This window comes from Xylella fastidiosa, from assembly GCF_011801475.1.
GTDB classification, from domain to species: Bacteria; Pseudomonadota; Gammaproteobacteria; order Xanthomonadales; family Xanthomonadaceae; genus Xylella; species Xylella fastidiosa.
Genome location: NZ_CP044352.1, coordinates 1,572,494 through 1,592,669, shown reverse-complemented (window position 1 = coordinate 1,592,669; position 20,176 = coordinate 1,572,494). Strand labels below are relative to the sequence as shown.

The following is a 20,176-nucleotide window of genomic DNA, read 5'->3' as shown; positions in this document are numbered from 1 at the left end:
CCCACATCGCTGTCGATCACACCACGCATGATTCACAGCACACACAACCTCAATAGCCCACGACTAAGAGAGCATCATGCCCAGCAAATCGCCCACACAGGACACATAACAACACTAGAAAAAGAACACGCCTGCCCATCAATAGCAACACCATCACTGCTGAAACAACACCCCTGACCTTGTCATCCAACACAATCATTGCCCTATTGAGTGACAGTCCCCCAAAATAACCAACAGAGCGCGGATTCAAGACAGAATCAAACGACTCAAACAGATCCCAAGAATAGAAAGAACACTTCCGTCCCAATCAGAATGGCTAAAAGTAAATACCAACTCAAAGATAAACGACGATAACAGCGCTTATCTAACAAAACAGACACACACCATTAACATAAGATCATCCGTTCTGTTATCTCTACTTCACTCACCACCTGATCCTACTCACTACCCCGGCATAAAAATGCTGGATGCATCCACAGACTGCGAATTCCGTGCTGTCCTTCGATGACACAACATCCTTTGAAAATCCTCCATACCGAGGCTGCAACCGGCTGCGGAGGCGAGGAAATTTACATTTATCGTCATATGCTCTCCATGCAGGCCCAAGGGCACCACATGGCGCTGCTCTGCCAACCCGGCGCTCCCCTGTCAACAATGGCACGTAACGCGGGGCTGCCGGTCTACCACATCAACATGCATAGCCCTTGGCGCATGCTCAACGGCATTCACACCGTCCAACACCTGCTCAAACGCGAGACATTCGACGTGGTCAATACCACCAGCCACGTCGATACATTGATCGCCGCTGCCGCTGCACGCCTAACGCGCACGCGCCTCATTGTCCGCTCTCGGCACCTGATGACCCCGATCAAATCACGACTCACCTACACCCATCTGCCGCATCGGGTCATCACCGTCAGCCAACATGTACGTGAACTACTCATCAAACAAGGGATCCAACCCACCCACATTGGTATCGTCCCCCCGATCACCGCGCAGCCACCGTGGATGGACACCGACCCAGAACACGCATGGCAACGCCTGCAACAGACGCGACACGTAGTACGTACAGAACTAGGATTCAACGACAACGACATCATTGTCGGCTGCGTCGCAGTACTGCGCGAAGCCAAAGGACACTGTGAACTGCTGGACGCCATCGCACCGTTATGCCAAGCCAACCCACGCCTGCATTTGGTCATTGCCGGAGACGGTGAACCCGTGATGCAACATCTACTGGCGCGCCGCAAAACACTCACACTAGAAACGCAAATCCACCTACTGGGTTACCGGCACGATGCACCACGCCTCATGAGCGGTTTTGACATCTTTGCACTTGCCACCCAAAAAGAAGCCGCAGGCACCGTATTTCTGGAAGCCGCCCAAGCCGGTATCCCCATCATCGCCACCCGCGTTGGCGGAGTACCAGAAATGCTCCAAGAAGGTACCAATGCAATCTTGGTAACACCCGGCAACCAAACGGCACTGACAAACGCACTACATACCTTAGTCACCAACAACCAGCAATGCCACTCCATGGGTCGCGCCGGCTGGGATTGGATTCGCAAAAGCCCTGTGTTCAGCGCAACAGGGCACGCAAAGACCACCGAACAATACTATCTAAAGTGGTTACAGGAGCTTGGCAAATGAGCCGTGCAACAGCCGTCCCTGTCCTCATGCACCATCACGTTTCACCATCAACGGGCATGATCACCGTCTCCCCGGAACACTTTGAAAGCCAGATTGCATGGCTGGCGAATGACGGCTGGACCTCACTCACCCTGGAGCAATACGCCGGCTTTCTCGCCGGTCAACCCGTGCCGCACAAATCGATCGTGATTACCTTCGACGACGGCTATCTGGATAACTGGGTCTACGCACATCCGATCTTGCAGAAATACCACATGCATGCCGTCGTTTTCATTGTCACCAGCTGGATTAGCGATGGCCCAGCGCGTCCCCATGCTGGACAATCCGGCGCGATATTGCCCACAACGCCAAACCACCATGCGTGCGAAACAGCCATCCTGCATGAGGGGCGCACCGACGAAGTGATGCTACGTTGGAGCGAAGTGCAAGCAATGATCGCCGCAGGCACCTTTGAGGCACATTGCCATACACACACCCATACACGCTGGCTAACACTACAACTCAGCCGCGCCCAACGACGCGAAGGTCTCGACCGGGACCTCATCACCGCACGTACAGTACTGCAACAACGCCTAGGCAACGTCTCCAACACACTGTGCTGGCCATACGGCGACTTCGATGCAGACCATATCGAAATCGCACGCGCCCATGGCTTTCGCTATTTCCACACCACACATCCCTTTGGACGCAACGTCATTGGCGGCAACCCAGAACACATCTACCGCTTCGCGCTCCGTAACCGCCCGGGGCACTGGCTGCGCAAACGCATCGCGCTCAGCTACCACCCACTCATTGCACCATTATTCAACCGCTTCAAAAGCCATAAAAAAGGCATGCAGCCGGGTCCATGAGATACAACACTCCCACCATGACCAAAGCTGCTTCAAGAAAAGAAATAAAACCTCGTGGCCTTGGCTGCAACAACGAAAGACATCCAATTCACGCCGCGTCACGGACCACATCGGCAAGCCTATCAAGCGTCTGCTGCATGAGTACAACGTCATCGGCTTCGACAGTGATACGCACCACCGGCTCGGTGCCGGAAGGGCGCAAAAACACCCGTCCCCGACCCTGCACCGCCGCTTGCGCTTCAACCAATGCTTGACGTACTTCCGGCATCTCGACTGCAGCCCTGGCTGGACCAGACCAACACACATTGACCGTCTTCTGCGGCACCTTATGTAAACCCAACAGTGCCTGACTCAACGTCAGCCCCTCATGACGCAACACTTCCAACACCTGTAATGCACTGACGATACCATCACCCGTGGTTGCGCGATCCAAACATAACAAGTGACCGGATGCCTCACCGCCTAGCACCCCTCCACTCTCAACCAATGCCTGATGCACATAACGGTCACCCACCCTCGCACGTATAAAGGGGATCCCAAGGGTCCCCAACGCCTGCTCTAAACCATAGTTACTCATCAACGTCCCAACCACTGTGCCCTTTAAACGACCACTAGCCCGCCAAGCACGCGCCAGCACATACAACAGGTCGTCTCCATCCACAGTCCGGCCTTGGGCATCCGTCATCAGCACCCTGTCACCGTCACCATCGAAGGCAATGCCCAAATCAGCACCGCTCTCACGCACTGTGGCAGCGAGAGTCTCCAAGTGAGTAGAGCCAACACCGGCATTGATATTCAAACCATCCGGATCGACACCAATCGTCACTAACTCCGCACCTAATTCGCGAAACAGCATCGGTGCGATGTGATACGTGGCGCCATGCGCACAATCCAATACCAACTTCAACCCGCGCAGCGTAAAACCACGCGGCACACTTGCCTTACTGAATTCGATATAGCGGCCAATTGCATCACGTGTACGCTTGACCTTCCCCAAATATTCAGAGTCAACGGTCAGGAATGGCGCCTCAATCGCCGCTTCAATCGCCGCTTCTGTCGCATCGTCGAGCTTTTCACCCATCGCGGAAAAAAACTTGATGCCATTGTCATCATGAGGATTGTGGGATGCGCTGATCACCACACCAGCATCAGCCCGCAACGTATTGGTCAAGAAAGCAATCGCAGGTGTTGGCATCGGGCCGATCAACTGCACATCAGCGCCAGCGGCCACCAAACCTGCCTCAAGAGCAGACTCAAACATATAACCGGAGATACGCGTGTCCTTACCAATTAACACCATCGGACGGGTATCACGGCCCTGAGCAAGCACTCGGCCAAGCGCGTTACCCAGGCGCAATACAAAATCAGCAGAAATCAACCCCTGGCCAACGCGGCCACGGATGCCATCGGTACCAAAATACCTGGACACCCTCATTGCCCCCGCATCGCCTGTGATGGGCTATCGGGCCTGGGATAACGCATCATTAACGCCATCAGATCCGCAAGACGGTCGCGTAATTCACGACGATCGCAAATCTGATCAATGCCTCCATGCGCAAGCAGAAATTCCGAGCGCTGAAAGCCTTCTGGTAACTTCTCGCGTACCGTCTGTTCAATCACACGAGGACCAGCGAAACCAATCAAAGCCTGCGGTTCGGCAATATTAATGTCACCAAGCATGGCGAATGAAGCCGACACCCCTCCCGTCGTCGGATGCGTCAACACCGAAATGTAAGGCAATCTGGCTTGGCGCAAGCGCCCCAACATAGCGGACGTTTTAGCCATCTGCATCAGCGAAAAAAGGCCCTCTTGCATACGCGCCCCACCACTGGCGGAAAAACAAACAAACGGACACTTATGCTCAATGGCCGCCTCCACAGCGCGCGCAAAACGCTCGCCCACCACCGAACCCATTGATCCACCCATAAAGGCAAAATCGAATGCGGCAGCCACCAACGATTTTTGCTTGAGCAACCCATGCATCACAATCAAGGCATCATATTCACCACTGCTCTTCTGGGTCGCCTTGATGCGCTCGGCGTACTTTTTTTGATCTTTGAACTTGAGCACATCCGTGGGGCCAAGACGCCCGGCAATCTCAGTCGTTGACAATGGATCAAACAACGCCGATAGACGCATCCGCGCACGGATCGGCATATGATGGCCGCACTTCGGGCACACCTGAAGATGTTCTTCCAACTCTGGACGATACAACGCAACGCCACAGCCGCTGCACTTCTCCCAAAGCCCTTCAGGAACACCACGCTTTTTGTTCGCAGTATTTTCGGTACGAATGCCAGAAGGCATCAATTTGCTGAGCCAACTCATACGTGCAAGACAATCCATTCAAGGTGGCCACGAGGCCACAGAGGGGTGACAGTCTAGCTCACCGCCCAGCACGGTAGCACGCATCAGTACGTTTATTTATTCATCCAACACCATCAAAAAAGAGCTACTTAAAACTGTCAGCCCCTCCACATGTTCAACAACGATACTCACATGCGAATCAACGCACCGGTCCCTGAACACACCATGATGATGACGTGAGAGCAACACGCCTGGTCCCACACACGACACGGCGGACCTGACCACAACAACTATCGAAAATAATCCGGATACAACGATCCAGAGAAAGACAACGGAACAGAGAAAAATGTATTCCAAGCATCTGTTAAACACCGCTTTTCTTGGCAATCAATCCATCAAGCAATGCTGACACCCTTTCAGTAGCAGAATGAATCCACACGATACTTAAGAACCCACCTGCGCACTCCGAAAAATGCTGGAATTGAATGAACTCAAGCGTTCACTCCTCTGAGCATCAAGCGTCATACCAAAATTGATGCGCTGCGATTACCCAATGTATCGGGCTTGATCTGAGAACCGCTTGAAGCCGACAACCTAGAAACATAGTGTAAAGCGTGATCCGTATTGGCACAGCTCAAACAATGCACACCATGACCGCCCTAACCCCACTGCTGTTACCCAAGCAACCGTGCACTTACTCACCCTAGAGACTCAAGCGCCCACACCAGCAATCCACGTGCCCTGTACCTGCACGTCGTCATCAACCCACACCAGGTCGGCTTGATAACCAGGCGCAATCCTCCCCAGACGATCCCCTAACCCAATGCACTGCGCCGGATAGGTCGAGGCCATGCGCACAGCCTCAGCCAAATCAACACCCAACCAATGCACCGTATTGCGCACCGCCGTTGCCATATCCAGCGCGGCACCCGCCAACGCACCAGCCGCATTACGGACCACACCATCCATCACCGTAATCGTTTCACCATAGAGATCATAGTGAACACTGTCACTGCCAACTGGTGGCATCGCATCGGTCACCAGCAGCACCTTACCGCGCGGCTTGGCGGCTAAGGCCACACGCAGACTCGCCGGATGTACGTGTACGCCATCAACAATGATCCCGCACCATGTATTCGGATCTTCCAGCGCAGCACCCACCACATTCGGCTCGCGCCCGACTAACTGCGACATCGCGTTGTACAGATGCGTAAACCCTGTGACACCCGCTGCAATGCCAGCCCGCACTTGCTCATACGTCGCTGCGGTATGCCCGGCAAAGACGATCGCACCACGCTCGACAAAAACACGAATCATCTCAACCGGCACCTGCTCAGGCGCCAACGTCACCAGAGTCACCCCGTTATCCAATGCCGTGCACCGCATCAGCTCATGCAACTGCGGCACACGGAATTGAGTATGGTCATGGATCCCTTTACGCAGGGGATTGAGGTAAGGGCCTTCCAAGTGAATCCCCAGGATTCCCGGTACCCCCTGAGCAATCGCGGCACGCGTGGCAGCAATGGCCTCAGCCATCACCTCCACAGTGTCACTAATCAATGTGGGTAACAGTCCCGTCGTCCCGTAGCGACGGTGCGCACGCGCAATTGTGGCCAAGCCATCCACATCACGCGCATTATTGAACAGCACGCCGCCGCCGCCATTCACCTGAATATCGATAAACCCAGGCAGCAACAGACCTCCCTGCAAGTCCACCCACTGCGCAACCTCCATCACCCACGGATCATCATGTGGCACCAGTGCGTGAATGCTGCCCTCACGCAACAACACCGCCAGATCATGACGGAACCCGGTATCGGTCAGAATGCGGCCATTGATGAACCCTGTGATGCCAGAAGAAACACCCATCACACCGTTTCCGTGACTTTTTTCAAATGTGGTGGCAGATCAGGGTTATACCCTCGGCATAATGCCAGCGTATTAATGGCGCGATAAAAACTCTGGATCGACAACAAAGGCGCACACACCGGGTGTGCGGCCACCCCAACGGGCAAATCACCCTCCGGTGCTGCCAGCCATACCAGGGAGCCGCGCCCTCGAAACTCATGGGCTAATGCACGTACCGCCGCTTCGGTCCCATCCGACTGAGCAAACACCAGCACTGGGAACCCCGAACCCACCAGAGCCATTGGCCCATGCTTGACCTCCGCCGCGCTATACGCTTCAGCATGCAGGCCACAGGTTTCCTTGAACTTGAGTGCCGCTTCCTGAGCAGTCGCCAAGCCAAAGCCACGACCAAGCACGAACAGATTGCGAGCATTGACCAAGCCATCAATTAAGCTTGTCCAATCGCACTCCCAAGCAGTGCGCAACGCATCAGACATACCATCCAACGCCGCCAGCAACCCCGATTCAGCCTTCCATACTGCTACTAACTGCAACACCGCAGATAACGAGGCCAGATAGCTTTTGGTCGCAGCGACACTCTGCTCCGGACCAGCGCACAGTGGCAATACAGTGTCAGCCAGCGATGCCAAGGGCGAGTCTTCGACGTTGACCAAAGCCACCACACGTGCACCGGCTGCCTTAGCCGCTTCCACATTGCGCAACAGATCCGGACTCTTCCCTGACTGCGAGATCACCAGATAGAGCGCACCACGCAACTGTAGCGACGCAGCATAGATTGACCCCACTGACAAGGAGGCCGAAGCCGTCACCAAACCCAACTGCGTTTCCAACAAATACTTGGCATAGGTGGCCACGTGGTCAGAACTGCCACGCGCGCATGTCACCACAAATGGAGGGGGATCAGCACGCAATGCCCGTACCAGTGTGGCAATCGTTGCTGCGTTACGTTCGAACTGTGTGGCAATCACTGCGGCAGCCTGTGCTGCCTCACGAAACATCAGTGTTTGTTCTGGTTCAAGCAAAGGGATCGGTAACGTCATGACAGATCGTGAGAGGGAGTTTTAATAAAGGGTGTCTGTCGCACTGGCGCGGTAGAAGCGCGTACCACTAACTGCGGCACAAAGCCGCGATTTTGTAACAGCATGCTCTGCTCATCACACGTATCCATGCGCAACTGGCCAATCAGGAGGCGTGCTGCATGGCGTGCAATCTCGTCCGTCGTCTGGCTGGCCGTGGTCAGCGTCGGTGAGGAATGAGATGCGAATGGACTATTTTCAAAACCAGTAATAGAAAGATGATGTGGCACATTGATACCCACTGAGCGAGCCGCAGCCAACACACCGGCCGCAATCTCATCATTACTGCCAAAGATCGCAGTAGGCTGATCACGTAACGCCAGCAAACGACGCGCACCGCGAAAACCATCATCAAACGTGTAATCACCTGGCACCACTAAGCGCTTATCGAGATCGATACCGTAATCTTTCAAGGCCGCCTCGTAACCAGCGTAACGTTCGCCACTGGAACGATGCTGAGCGCCCCCCCAAAGAAAACCAATCCGCTGGTGTCCAAGCTGGATCAGATGCTCGGTAATCTCATAAGCCGCCTTACGGTCGGCGATATAGACGCATGGACCATCGCATGGATCCTCAGTAGCGGCAATGATACGAACGAATTTGATGCCACGCGCAATCAGACCGGCAATCAGCTCTGGGCGCTCAGACATCGGCGCAGTCAGTACCAAGCCAGCCTGACGCGACCGCTGCACCCACTCAGTCAATTCTTCAACCAGCAGTGGCGACGTCGAATCGCAGGGGTAGATCTGCAAGCTAAACCCTGTTTCACGGCACGCCGCGAGCACACCATTCTGAATATTGATGATGTGGTAAGGGTTGGGGTTGTCATACACCAATCCGATGACACACGGCATAGCACTACGCAGATTGCGTGCGGACGGGGACAGGTCCGGTTCGTAATTCAGATCGGCAATCGCACGCAGCACCCGCGCCCGCGTGGCCGGCATCACCGAGGACTCGTTATTGATGACCCTCGAAACGGTTTTCAACGAGACATCGGCTCTTTCTGCAATATCTTTGATGGTCGGTCGGCGCATTTGTCATTTCCCGAGGGCTAAACGTTGCACACTGCGACCCTTGATCGCTCCAGCAATCAAGGAATAAAACAAAATGTACAGATAACAAGGCACCATCAACCCAGCGAACACCAGTTGGAAGTCAAGGTACTGTTTCAGAGAGGCGAAAAGCTGCGGGATGATCGCGCCACCAGCGATCCCCATAATCAACAAGGCTGAACCTGTCTCGGTAAAACGACCCAACGCATTGATTGCCAATGGGAAAATGGCTGGCCACATCATCGCATTGGCAAAGCCCAATGCAGCAACAAAAGCCACCGATACATACCCATGCGTCAGTGCCGCACCGATAGAAAACAGGACGCCCAACACCGCCGATAAACTCAAATAACGTTCTTGAGAAATCAAGTTTGGAATCACCGCCAAACCGGTCATGTAACCAAGCAACATCGCTCCTAATGTTGCTGAGGTGAACAGTTTTGTCTGGTCCAAAGGCAAGCCGAGTGCATGACCATAGGTGCCTATTGCGTCGCCAGCCATCACCTCCACACCCACATAAACGAACATGCACAACACCCCAAGCCACAAGTGCGTGAACTGAAAGATGTTGGTCTTTTGCGTGGTATCGCCGGATGAAACACGATTGACGTCAGCAGGCTGCAACTCCGGCAGCGGAGAAAACAACACGCCCACCGCAAGCACTGCCAACAAACCGGCCATGATGAGATATGGTGTATGAATCTTTGCGGCAAAGGCGGCAAGCAGTTGTTCCTTCGTCGCCGGGTCGGCAGTTGCAACTTGCATCGACAAATCGCCAACACCATGCAGCACCAGGGAACCAATGACCAACGGCGCCACAATACCGGCGACCTTGTTACAAATCCCCATCACCGCAATACGTCGCGCCGCGCTCTCTATTGGCCCCAGGATGCTGATATAAGGATTGACCGCAGTTTGCTGCAAGGCTAAACCACTGCCAATCACAAACAAGCCGGCCAATGCGCCTGCGTAATACCGTTGTGTCGAAAATTCACCGAAGACGACTGCGCCTACGGCCATCAACAGCAAACTCAACGCCAAGCCTTTTTTCAACCCAATGCACTTGAGAATCCATGCCGAGGGCAAGGCGAGAAAGAAATAAGACAGGTAGAACACCATCAGCACCAAGAAGGCATCGACCTCATTCAGATCAAAGACAAGATGCACAAAGGTAATCAGCGGTCCATTGACCCAGGTCAGAAAACCGATAATGAAGAACAACACACCGACAATAGCAATGGAAACAGTAGAACTCGGAAACCGGGCTGGAATCATGTGAAGAATAGTTTTTGGGGGGAAGGGGGGAGGTCAACCACAGTCAACAGCGTAGTTTGACCACAACATCATCGAAAACGTTGCGGAAATTAAATCTCTGTCAGCGTGATCGCAGTTCCATCACGCGCATACCCCACCCGCACCACGTATAAGACGGCTGCAACAACGCCCATTGCGAAGTGTCTGGCCAACCGCCCCGGTTGGTCAGCTTTGATCCGCAGCGTTTCACTGAAGCTGGTCAAACCACTGGGCCGGTGCTGGAGCTGCGCGGTCATCAAAAGTGGCTGTCCTTGGTAACGATTACCAAATAAAACCGAGTGGGAGCAGTACTATCAAGCAGAAGTTCATTCATACGCAGACCTGCTCTCCACTCTAGATTTGGCTTTGGACATGCCGCGCACGCTAGCAGGTACAAAGTTGTTATATCTAATATATTACCAATATAAAATTATTGGCACGACATCCTGGGTAACGTTTCATCCAAACAAAGTCTGGCAACACTCATCCGATGTCATGATCGCCCCCCGCCCCCGGGAGATGCGCGGCATGGATGATTAACATCCAGGAAACCAGCTAGCTGACGATCAACGACACCCTGTTCAAACCCTCATTGATACCGTTGTCATCATCTTCACGAAAATCAATATTTCGTCGCCGCGCTGCGCTTTTCCCTAAGATTGCTAGTGACCTCAATGATTCCGACCCCTACCCGAGATGCACCCAATATCCCGTCCTTTCTTGCCGCCGATGTCGGCGGCACTCACGTGCGCGTCAGCGTGGTTGCAGCCGCGCCCACGTGTGCTAGTCCACCGCAACTGTTCGATGTGCGCACTTACCGCTGCGCTGACTATCCCAGCCTCAGCACAATTCTGAACGACTTCCTCGGTACAAGATCAGCAGTACGTGATTGCGTCATCGCCAGTGCCGGTTTTCAGCGCAGCGATGGTACTGTTATCACTACCAACCTACCGTGGCCGCTATCACCACACCGGCTACGCGCAGATCTCAATCTGGCAGAGGTCTGTCTGGTCAACGACTTTGAGGCGCTGGCCTACGCGACGGAGGATATGGAGCCTGCGCAATTGCTGCACCTCACTGGTCCAGCCAAAGCGCAGGATGGACCACGCCTGTTGCTCGGTCCGGGAACCGGCCTGGGTGCAGCACTCTGGATTCCCAATAACGGACGCCCCATTGTCCTCCCCACAGAAGCCGGTCAAGCAGCATTGCCGAGTACAACTGAACTTGAAATGCAACTGGTACGACACATGCTGAACAACCGCACACATGTGCCGATTGAGCATGCCTTATCTGGGCCAGGAATACTCAATGTGTACCGCGCCTTGTGTGCGCTACAGTCCGTCCTCCCCCAGCACGCGAGCCCAGATGCGATCAGTCACGCTGCGGCAGCAGGAACAGACATGCTGTCATCACAGACTCTAGAGGTGTTCTGCGACTTCCTCGGCAGCATCGTTGGTGATTTGGTCATGATGTACGGTGCACAGGGGGGTGTCTATCTGGCCGGAGGAATCCTGCCGCAGCTGCGTGAGCCGCTGCTACGCAGTCACTTTGTCGAACGCTTCCTCAATAAAGGCCCCATGGGTGAGGCATTACAGCACGTCCCGGTGCGGCTGATCGAACATGGGCAACTCGGTATCGTAGGTGCGGCACGCTGGTACTTAAATAAGAAAGCAACTTAAGGAAACAATACCCCAGACCTCAACGACGCGAACCAAACAAACAGGTGTCAAGCCACACCAGCACACCATCCAAGGGCGTTAGACGCATCAACATGCCCAATACGACACCCATCGTATTGGCCAAGGCATCAGCAACATCAGGAAGCCGATCTACGGTAAACATCCCCTGAGCAACCTCTATCCCAATGCCCAGCAGCACTAGCCCCATTCCCACAGCCAATACAATCAGGGGACGTACGAACAATACTACTGCTCCCCAAGCCAGGAGAAAATAAGCGAGCAGGTGTTCCACCTTGTCACCTCCAGCAGGCACCTGTGGCAAATCCTTCTGTGGCAACACGCTGGCGATGATGACGACCAGGATTGCGGCAATCCACAAGCTCAGCCACAGCAGCGGTCGCCAACGCGGTCTCAATAACAGTTTCATAGCCGCCATATCAGGTCTCCCTTCAAGAACGCATGATCAAACGCTACCTCACGAGCAAACCCCATCACCTGAAAACGCTCCCCCATCTCGCTTGGCAAGGTAAGGCGCTTCACTTGGTTGCGCAACAGCAGCTTAGCCACCTCATCAACACCCTCTTCAGCGTGAGCAAGCAGCCGATCCAATCCATGACTGAGTAAAAAGTTCGCCTGGGTACAATAACCAGCCATATCAAAACCAGCAGCGGTGCCGGCTTCGGCCAAGGCGGTAAAATCCACCGAAGCAGTCACATCCTGTAGTCCTGGCCAGCGGTACCAATCATCATGCACGCGATGCCGGTAAAACGCCCTGAGGGTGCCAGTGTCACGCTCAGGACGGTAATACTCGGCACGTGGATAACCATAATCGACAAAAAGCAATACACCGCGCTTGAGGCCACCAACGACCGCCTGCACCCAATACGGCAGTTGCGGTAACACCTCTGAGCAATAACCGTCGGCAAAACGCACTGACAAGTCGCGCTCAATATGACGCACTGCCTGATGCAACAATGCATCGGCTGGCTGTTGGCCAGATACAAAACGCTGCTGTGCATCCAATAGCACTGTTGCCTCGTACACTTGGCCATCGCGTATTGTGAAACGCGAGGCAGGTAAGGCATCAATCACCTCATTGGCAAACACCACGCCATCCCACTGCTCCGAGAAGGGAGCATCCACCCATTCAACCAAGGCGAAAAGGGATGGAGGCAATGTGCGTTTCAAGTGCAATTGCTGACGTTGACGCAACTCAGCACTGGGTTCCAGGATCGCATAGCGCTGCGGCAGCCTATGCAGTTCCATCAGGCGCTTGAGCAGCATTTCAGCGAACGCGCCGCTGCCACCTCCCAATTCGAGCACACACGCCAACGCACCGAGTTGCTGCAACACCGGCGCCAAGGCATTCGCTACCGTTGTAGCGAATAGCGATCCCAATTCAGGAGCAGTGATAAAATCGCCAGCCTCGCCAAATTTACTCGCGCCGGCACTGTAATAACCCAGACCAGGGGCATACAAAGCCAGCTCCATAAAACGAGAGAATGGAATCGCCCCGCCGCTTTGAATTATCTGTTGGCGTATATAGGCTGCCAGTTGCTCGCTGTGGGCAAGCGCTTCAGGCAGGGGGGCAAGGGCATCAGCACACATGTATTCAATCAAATTCAGCAATCAACTAACAACTATATAGTCTAAGCAATAAGATCAATTTCTCCAGGGTAAAACCCCACATGTCAGATCCCTCTAAAGTCGCTCTGATCACTGGTGGCGCACGTCGGATCGGCAAGGCGATCGTGCATCACCTGCATGCACATGGTTATCGCGTCGCCGTCCACGCACACCAGTCTGGCCACGAACTGCATGCATTTTTAACTGAGCTAGAACGCACGCGTCCATCCATCACACTCGCATTGCTCGGAGACCTGCACGAAAACGCAGTCCCAGAAACGCTGATCGCACGCTGTGCTGGGCATTTCGGACGGCTGGACGTGCTCATCAACAACGCCTCCAATTTCTATCCAACCCCACTGGGCGAAGTGACACCAGCACAATGGGATGATTTATTTGCAATCAATGCCAAGGCCCCTTTCTTCCTCGCGCAAGCAGCCACACCACTGCTGCGCAAACATCGCGGGGCAATCATCAACCTGACAGATCTACATGGCACGCAACCACTGCGCCAACATGCTGTCTATACCGCAGCCAAAGCCGCTCTGGAGATGTTGACTCGATCACTCGCACTGGAACTGGCACCGCAAGTTCGAGTCAATGCCATCGCACCCGGGGCGATCCTATGGCCAACGCAAGGCATAGCTGAAGCTGCGAAACAGGCGCTGCTGGCACGCACCCCATTAGCACGTACCGGCACAGTGGAAGAGATCGCCGAAGCAGTGCTATGGCTACTAGAAAGTGCCAATTTCATCACCGGACATACCCTGCGCCTGGATGGCGGCCGCACGCTGACATGAACATGTTTACCTAAATCATGTCTCTATCGTCACCGGGTACTTCAAGATCCACGGCCTGGAAACATGCGTCGACGTGTGGATGCACCGCCCACAACTGCGCCAAGGTACGCCCACTGACTGGATCGACAAAATCCGGTGCCACATCCACTAATGGTTTAAGCACAAAACTATGCTTCAACTCACGGCGTGGAATACAGTATTCCCCACCTGGTTCTTTCACGATCAGATCACCATAGAACACCACATCCAGGGTACGGTTACCAAAACGCGGCTCGGCGCGATCACGGCCATAGCGTTCCTCCAACGCATGCAACCATGCAACCTGCAACCATGCAAGCAAATCTGACAGAGACATAGCGGTATGCACCATGGCAGCACTATTAAGGAAATCCGGACCGTCAAAACCCACAGCCAAAGTGCGGTAGACAGGAGAAAACAACACTTCACCAAAAAAAGCGTGCAATGCAGCTTCTGCCTGACTCAAGTAATACCTGGGACGAACATTACTACCTAAACTCAGAAGCACACTAGTCATGCCATATTCGCGCATGTAACCAGAGACAACGTCAACCTCCGTCATGGGCATGAATGCAGCGTTATTGCTGCCCTCGTGCTGCACACTAAGTGTTCTGTCAAAACTCCGCCCACTACGTCATACGTTATGTCAGTGCATACGCCACGGCTCGAAATACACGCCCCATCTCTAAGGGTTTTCGCAACATGTGAACCGCCAAGTCCTTCGAGAAATGCTCACGGCGCAAAGGCTGACCAGCATCCTCAAGTACGATGGCCGGCCCCCTGTAGCCCAACTCCTGCATCGTCGGGAGCAGACAGACCGCCGACAATAACAGGATGTCACTGTCGATAATGACTAAATCCGGCTCTGCATGGTGACGCAGCAGTTTTAGTGCCGCACCACCATCGGGAGCCAATTGCGGCTGATAGCCCTGACTGGCCAACGCATTTCCCAGCAACGACAGACGCGTCGCCTCTCCATCAACGATCAAGATACGCTGGCCATGACCAAGCACTACAGGCACATTTTCCTCTGATACCCTTGAAGCCGGTGCACGTGCCGGCAAGATCAGATCAAAACGCGTACCGACTCCCAATTCACTGCAGACCTGAATCAAGCCACCATAACTCTCAGCAATGCGTTTGCAAGAAATCAGTCCCAAACCGGTACCATCGGACTTGGTCGTGAAGAATGGACTGAACAACCGTGCCCGGGTTTCTTCACTCATACCGATACCGGTGTCAGTCACGCTAATACAAATACGGTCGCCATCATGGCGCTGTGCAACCAAGGTCAAGCACCCCCCGGTTGGCATGGCATGAATCGCATTCAAGGCCAAATTAAGTAAGCACTGCTGTAGCTCGGTATAATTGGCCTCCACGCTGAGATATTCATCACACTCTTCAATACGCAGAGCAATACAATCAGGCACGCTACTACGCAACAATAACTGCACTGTCTGGAATAGATCCGCCAATAAAACCCGCTCACGCGGCTTGTTGGAACCTCTCACGAAAGAAAGAATCGATTCGGCCATCTCGTGACCACGCCGTCCACACTCGGCAACGATGCTCACCAATTGATGCAACTGCGGATCATCGGTCCGTCCCGCCAGCAGATCAGGGACAATGAGCAAGGGCTGCAAAATATTACGCAGGTCGTGACTGAAACCAGCCGCTAACATCGCCAAGCTCTCCAGCCTTTGCGCACGCATTAACTCCGACTCTACGTGCTGACGCTCTAGCTCAGCCCGTGACTCACGGACCGCGCGCGTCACCGCACTTGGCAAGCGCACCAAATTTTGTTTGATGATGTAGTCGTTAGCACCTTCCTGCAACGCCTCGACTGCAATATCTTCACCCATCTTGCTGGAGACGAAGATAAACGGCGTATTGCCCACCTCGCGCACCACGCGTAACGCTTGATAACCGTGGAAACCAGACATGCTCAGATCGGAAAGCACAATATCCGGCGCGAAAAGATACAACGCCTCACGCAGCGCTGATTCGCTCTCTACACGCTCAAAACTCCCATCCAACCCTGCCTCACGCAACGTGTTGAACAGTAACTTGGCGTCCTCTAGCGAATCCCCTATCAGCAGAATCTTCAACAAACCCAGTTTCTCAGCCTGTTGCGACATGGATTATTCCCAAATAGTGTCAGGACGCATGTCACTCGAACACGCAGGATATAGGCCAAACATCTCGACAGCATTTAAGAACCAATCCGCATCACGGCAAGCACTCAAGCTCCAACGACACGCCTAGTATGGGATTAGCTGGCATACGAGAAGATCATCAATCACTCGATCCTGCATACCAATCCACAGAAATGGTGAAAGTTTCCGTACTTCACCTGATTACACGCCTCCAATTTCACGACCTTTCCGCAGTGAGGCAGCGTTTGCCTCTACTGCAATATCCCCCCGATTGGAAACATAACAACCACCTGCAGAAGCAGGTACATACCGTTTTGATACGTTGTCTTAAATCATTCACTCAGATTGGATTTCGCATTTACACGCGCCTACAAACGTTGCCCTTTCTGACCCCATCGCACAATGAAAGTACGTCGTTTTATAGAAAGCTGTGACATCACTGAATTAATTGCATCATACGTTGAGACACCGTGAAAATGGCGCAAAAATCCAATGCAATCGCGTATCCGCAACACCTAAACATGAAGACGTTGATGAAAGCGAATGATCGTCACACAGGGGGCTACATACAACCGATCAGAAATCCAATGACAGCCGCGCACGGCCCATTCATCAACATGGTCCATTATGCAGTACGATTTATTTCCAACACACGTTAATCATCACAAACAAAGGCACCCAGCCGCGCACCTAGAAACACAAACAACAAACCAAACAGTAAAGTGATACATAAGTAAAAACCGACTATCAGCGAGCGCTCGGAACGGACAAACACCAAACACTCCACCATCAGAGAGGAGAATGTCGTTAGCCCTCCAATCAGGCCAACAATCAACAACATCCGCCAAGACCAACCCGCCGATCCCCGTTTATCCACCCAGATCAGCAAGAAGCCTGCGACGAATGAACCAATCAGATTCACTGCCAACGTTCCCCATGGGAATCCAGCACCAAAGCGCTGTAACAAGCAGCTACCAATCACAAAGCGCAGCCCTGAACCGAACGCACCACCCAGCATCACAAGCAACAGCGATTGCCACCATACAACAGCATTCATGCTGCACCTCGAAGGCAAGGAACAACAATGCCGAGGAAGATGAGCGAAATTTCCAGCATCTCATGCTCCAATTGAACATAAATCCAGAGGAAGGAAAAAAGCAAAAGACACAATTAGCACACAACGTCGCCACACACAGCTTGAGGAGCGATGTTATCTTCTATGCACGCGGCGGCTGCGGCTTATCCGCTTGAATCTGAGCACGTGCTGCACGCAACCAGTCCAACTTCTCCTTCAGCTTAATCTCCAGACCGCGGGATACCGGTTGATAGTAAATACGCTCCCCCAGCGCATCGGGAAAACAAGTCTGTTCCAGCGCAACACCGTTCTCAGCATCATGATCGTACTGATACTCGATACCGTAACCGAGACTTTTCATGAGTCTGGTCGGTGCATTGCGCAGATGTAGCGGAACATCCTGAGTACCCGTCTGGCGAATGTCCTCCTTGGCCACATTGAACGCAACATAGCCAGCATTCGATTTTGCTGTACTTGCCAAGTACAGCACCAACTGCGCGAACGCCAGATCTCCCTCCGGGCTACCCAACCGCTCATAGATATCCCAAGCCTCCAGAGCCATCGACTGTGCACGCGGATCAGCCAAACCAATATCCTCAATCGCTATGCGGGTCAAGCGCCGGGCCAAGTAGATAGGATCACAACCACCATCCAGCATACGCAGCAACCAATACAATGCCGCATCCGGGTTGGAACTACGTACACTCTTGTGCAAGGCCGAAATCTGGTCATAGAACTGCTCCCCCCGTTTGTCGAAGCGCCGACTACGATCGGCAAGCACTTGCGAAAGCAAGTCAGCGGTTATCTGCTCATCCTGGGCAAGCTCAGCAGCAATCTCCAACAAGGTGAGCGCACGACGCACGTCACCATCTGCAGCCTTGGCAATCTCCAACAGAGAGGCTTGAGACACTTCAATCTTCTGCCCACCCAAACCCCGCTCCGTATCCTGCAACGCCCGCTGCAATGCCACAACAATATCCTGTGACGACACTGCCTCCAACACGTGGACACGGCAACGCGACAGTAACGCCGAGTTCAATTCGAAGGATGGATTCTCAGTAGTGGCACCAACGAAAATAATGGAACCACGCTCGATATGCGGCAGAAACGCATCCTGCTGCATCTTGTTAAAACGATGCACTTCGTCCACGAACAAGACGGTGCGGCGTCCTTCAGAAAAACGCTGCGCAGCGTCAGCCAAGATCTGACGCACCTCCGGCAACCCCGAAAGAACAGCCGAGACTGACCGAAATTCTGCATCAATGTAATGCGCTAACAGCAATGACAATGTCGTCTTGCCGCACCCTGGCGGTCCCCACAAAATCATGGAATGCACATGCCCGGAAGCAACCGCACGATGCAATGCACGATCTGGGTCAAGCAAGCGCTTCTGTCCTACCATCTCATGAAGAGTACGAGGACGCATGCGCTCGGCCAGTGGCTGCAAGAGAGGAGCCACACCAAGCAAATCATGCTGAAGAGTCGGAAAGCGCTGTCGTGTCACGTCTCATTGTATCGTGAGTAGGACGCCCCCCGTCCGCAGGGATCGATAAATATCAAAAACGGCTGCCAACGTCCCCCCCCCCTCTCTCCTACTCTCGAGAATCCAGAAAATAGGCATATCCACCGATCACCGATCACCGATCACCGATCACCGATCACATCGACATTCTTACCTGGTGTGAAACGAAAGGTATTAACAGCAAACACAGGATTACGCTGCCAACCACTGAACGCAATCACTGTACGCTGCCCAAGATTGTCTACAAGCTCCATTCTCGCCAACTGAGTCTGAGAAAAACCAAAAGAAGCACTCTGGAAGCTGGCCTCGGTACTCCCCCTAGGTCTCAACGACAACCATCGCAAACCATCACGCATGGCAACCTCCTCGCTCACATCGTACTTGCGATCCAGTTGAATAGGATCAATCAACGCGATCAGCGGACTATTGCGCTCCTCATTATCCTGAAGAAGCACACTAGCTTGGTTCAAATCGGGATCGAACAGCCACACACGCTTACCATCGGCCACAACCAGTTGCTTGTAGGGCGCATCACATTCCCAACGGAGCAAATTCGGTAACGACAAAGCAACGGTACCGTTGGAACGCTCCTTCACCCTACCCTGAGTATCAATGACTTCCTGCGAGAAGTGCCCCTGTAAGGTCTTCAATCCACGAGTGAAGGCGCTCAAATCAGCGCGAGCACCGGCACAAACAGGCCCCGAAAGCAACGCGACGGCAAAAAAAATATAACGAAAACGAGAAAACATCAGCATCATCCAGATCATGAAAAACCCAAATTGTTACGGCTCCGCAATACATTAGGCGAATGCTCATTACAACTCGGACCGCTCAAAGCACCCTCGAAACTTTACAGTTCCAGCAACCGCCATACTGAGCCTAAAACAGGCCGACAGTATCGAACAAGCACCTAGCATACCCCCAGATGATGAGCAACACATAGACACCGCTACATCAGTTCACTGACTGTGTGCATTTGATTGATATCCCCGGTACCAGCTACGCCTTCATCACTACCAAAGGCTATACAACCTCACCAGCAACGGTTCAAACCTCTGATCAGAGGCCATGCCTGTAACACATCAGCAACACCCCGCAATAGAACCAATACAACTGCGCAATACCGTAAGTATTGATTGTCTCCCCAAAGAACCAGTAACGTCGTTTGCATTATTTATTAAGGCAAAACTGTATAAGCG

At 53.4% G+C, this 20,176-nt stretch carries 18 protein-coding genes and 1 pseudogene; 4 read left to right on the top strand and 15 right to left on the bottom strand.

Annotated features, from left to right (window positions below):
• Positions 1-49: 49 nt before the first annotated feature.
• Positions 50-250: a hypothetical protein gene (locus tag F7G16_RS07165; protein ID WP_225621609.1), complete on the bottom strand. Its 201-nt coding sequence runs from the start codon at positions 248-250 to the stop codon at positions 50-52.
• A gap of 254 nt (positions 251-504) precedes the next feature.
• Here F7G16_RS07165 and F7G16_RS07160 point away from each other — a divergent pair, with 254 nt between their 5' ends.
• Complete coding sequence (locus F7G16_RS07160; RefSeq protein ID WP_004089072.1) at positions 505-1,650, top strand: glycosyltransferase family 4 protein; 1,146 nt, start codon at positions 505-507, stop codon at positions 1,648-1,650.
• On the top strand, positions 1,647-2,501 hold the full coding sequence (locus F7G16_RS07155) for a polysaccharide deacetylase family protein (protein ID WP_011097744.1): 855 nt from the start codon (positions 1,647-1,649) through the stop codon (positions 2,499-2,501). The genes F7G16_RS07160 and F7G16_RS07155 overlap by 4 nt, the downstream gene beginning before the upstream one ends.
• A gap of 88 nt (positions 2,502-2,589) precedes the next feature.
• Here the strand turns inward: F7G16_RS07155 and glmM are convergent, their stop codons facing one another.
• The 7 genes and pseudogenes from glmM to F7G16_RS07120 form a co-directional block, all read right to left on the bottom strand.
• On the bottom strand, positions 2,590-3,936 hold the full coding sequence (gene glmM, locus F7G16_RS07150; protein WP_004089079.1) for a phosphoglucosamine mutase: 1,347 nt from the start codon (positions 3,934-3,936) through the stop codon (positions 2,590-2,592).
• Entirely contained in the window at positions 3,933-4,829 is an 897-nt protein-coding gene (accD, locus tag F7G16_RS07145; protein WP_004089081.1) for an acetyl-CoA carboxylase, carboxyltransferase subunit beta, read from the bottom strand. Before accD ends, glmM begins: the two co-directional genes overlap by 4 nt.
• Before the next feature lie 690 nt (positions 4,830-5,519).
• Positions 5,520-6,677, bottom strand: a complete 1,158-nt coding sequence (gene nagA / locus F7G16_RS07140; protein WP_004089084.1) for an N-acetylglucosamine-6-phosphate deacetylase — start codon at positions 6,675-6,677, stop codon at positions 5,520-5,522.
• The gene (locus F7G16_RS07135) at positions 6,677-7,717 is read right to left on the bottom strand and encodes an SIS domain-containing protein (RefSeq protein WP_004089087.1); all 1,041 of its coding nucleotides are present in this window, start codon (positions 7,715-7,717) and stop codon (positions 6,677-6,679) included. The genes nagA and F7G16_RS07135 overlap by 1 nt, the downstream gene beginning before the upstream one ends.
• Positions 7,714-8,790, bottom strand: a complete 1,077-nt coding sequence (locus tag F7G16_RS07130) for a LacI family DNA-binding transcriptional regulator (protein ID WP_004089089.1) — start codon at positions 8,788-8,790, stop codon at positions 7,714-7,716. The genes F7G16_RS07135 and F7G16_RS07130 overlap by 4 nt, the downstream gene beginning before the upstream one ends.
• Before the next feature lie 3 nt (positions 8,791-8,793).
• Positions 8,794-10,083, bottom strand: coding sequence for a glucose/galactose MFS transporter (gene gluP / locus F7G16_RS07125; protein WP_004089092.1), 1,290 nt, complete (start codon positions 10,081-10,083; stop codon positions 8,794-8,796).
• 89 nt (positions 10,084-10,172) lie between these two features.
• Positions 10,173-10,385 (bottom strand): annotated as a pseudogene (locus F7G16_RS07120) (GntR family transcriptional regulator); the annotation flags it as partial.
• Between the two features lie 390 nt (positions 10,386-10,775).
• On the opposite strand from F7G16_RS07120, the gene F7G16_RS07115 reads away from it, so the two are divergent.
• Positions 10,776-11,780 (top strand): glucokinase family protein, encoded by a 1,005-nt coding sequence (locus F7G16_RS07115; RefSeq protein WP_004089098.1) that lies wholly within the window; start codon positions 10,776-10,778, stop codon positions 11,778-11,780.
• 19 nt (positions 11,781-11,799) lie between these two features.
• Here the strand turns inward: F7G16_RS07115 and F7G16_RS07110 are convergent, their stop codons facing one another.
• The gene (locus tag F7G16_RS07110; protein ID WP_004089101.1) at positions 11,800-12,216 is read right to left on the bottom strand and encodes a VanZ family protein; all 417 of its coding nucleotides are present in this window, start codon (positions 12,214-12,216) and stop codon (positions 11,800-11,802) included.
• Positions 12,204-13,388 carry a class I SAM-dependent methyltransferase gene (locus F7G16_RS07105; RefSeq protein ID WP_004089104.1) on the bottom strand — a complete coding sequence of 395 codons (1,185 nt, stop codon included), beginning with the start codon at positions 13,386-13,388 and terminating at the stop codon, positions 12,204-12,206. The genes F7G16_RS07110 and F7G16_RS07105 overlap by 13 nt, the downstream gene beginning before the upstream one ends.
• An 80-nt stretch (positions 13,389-13,468) precedes the next feature.
• Between F7G16_RS07105 and F7G16_RS07100 the strand changes: the two genes are divergently transcribed.
• On the top strand, positions 13,469-14,206 hold the full coding sequence (locus F7G16_RS07100) for a pteridine reductase (RefSeq protein WP_004089106.1): 738 nt from the start codon (positions 13,469-13,471) through the stop codon (positions 14,204-14,206).
• A gap of 10 nt (positions 14,207-14,216) precedes the next feature.
• Here F7G16_RS07100 and folK read toward each other — a convergent pair whose 3' ends face one another.
• From folK to lolA, 5 genes are all read right to left on the bottom strand, one after another.
• Positions 14,217-14,741 carry a 2-amino-4-hydroxy-6-hydroxymethyldihydropteridine diphosphokinase gene (gene folK / locus F7G16_RS07095; protein WP_038231892.1) on the bottom strand — a complete coding sequence of 175 codons (525 nt, stop codon included), beginning with the start codon at positions 14,739-14,741 and terminating at the stop codon, positions 14,217-14,219.
• A 124-nt stretch (positions 14,742-14,865) separates the two neighbouring features.
• Entirely contained in the window at positions 14,866-16,362 is a 1,497-nt protein-coding gene (locus tag F7G16_RS07090; RefSeq protein WP_004089113.1) for a sensor histidine kinase, read from the bottom strand.
• Positions 16,363-17,035: 673 nt separating this feature from the next.
• Positions 17,036-17,437, bottom strand: a complete 402-nt coding sequence (gene crcB, locus F7G16_RS07085) for a fluoride efflux transporter CrcB (RefSeq protein WP_004089119.1) — start codon at positions 17,435-17,437, stop codon at positions 17,036-17,038.
• 160 nt (positions 17,438-17,597) lie between these two features.
• Positions 17,598-18,881, bottom strand: a complete 1,284-nt coding sequence (locus F7G16_RS07080) for a replication-associated recombination protein A (RefSeq protein ID WP_004089123.1) — start codon at positions 18,879-18,881, stop codon at positions 17,598-17,600.
• A 218-nt stretch (positions 18,882-19,099) separates the two neighbouring features.
• Positions 19,100-19,726 (bottom strand): outer membrane lipoprotein periplasmic chaperone LolA, encoded by a 627-nt coding sequence (gene lolA / locus F7G16_RS07075; protein ID WP_004089126.1) that lies wholly within the window; start codon positions 19,724-19,726, stop codon positions 19,100-19,102.
• Positions 19,727-20,176: the final 450 nt, after the last annotated feature.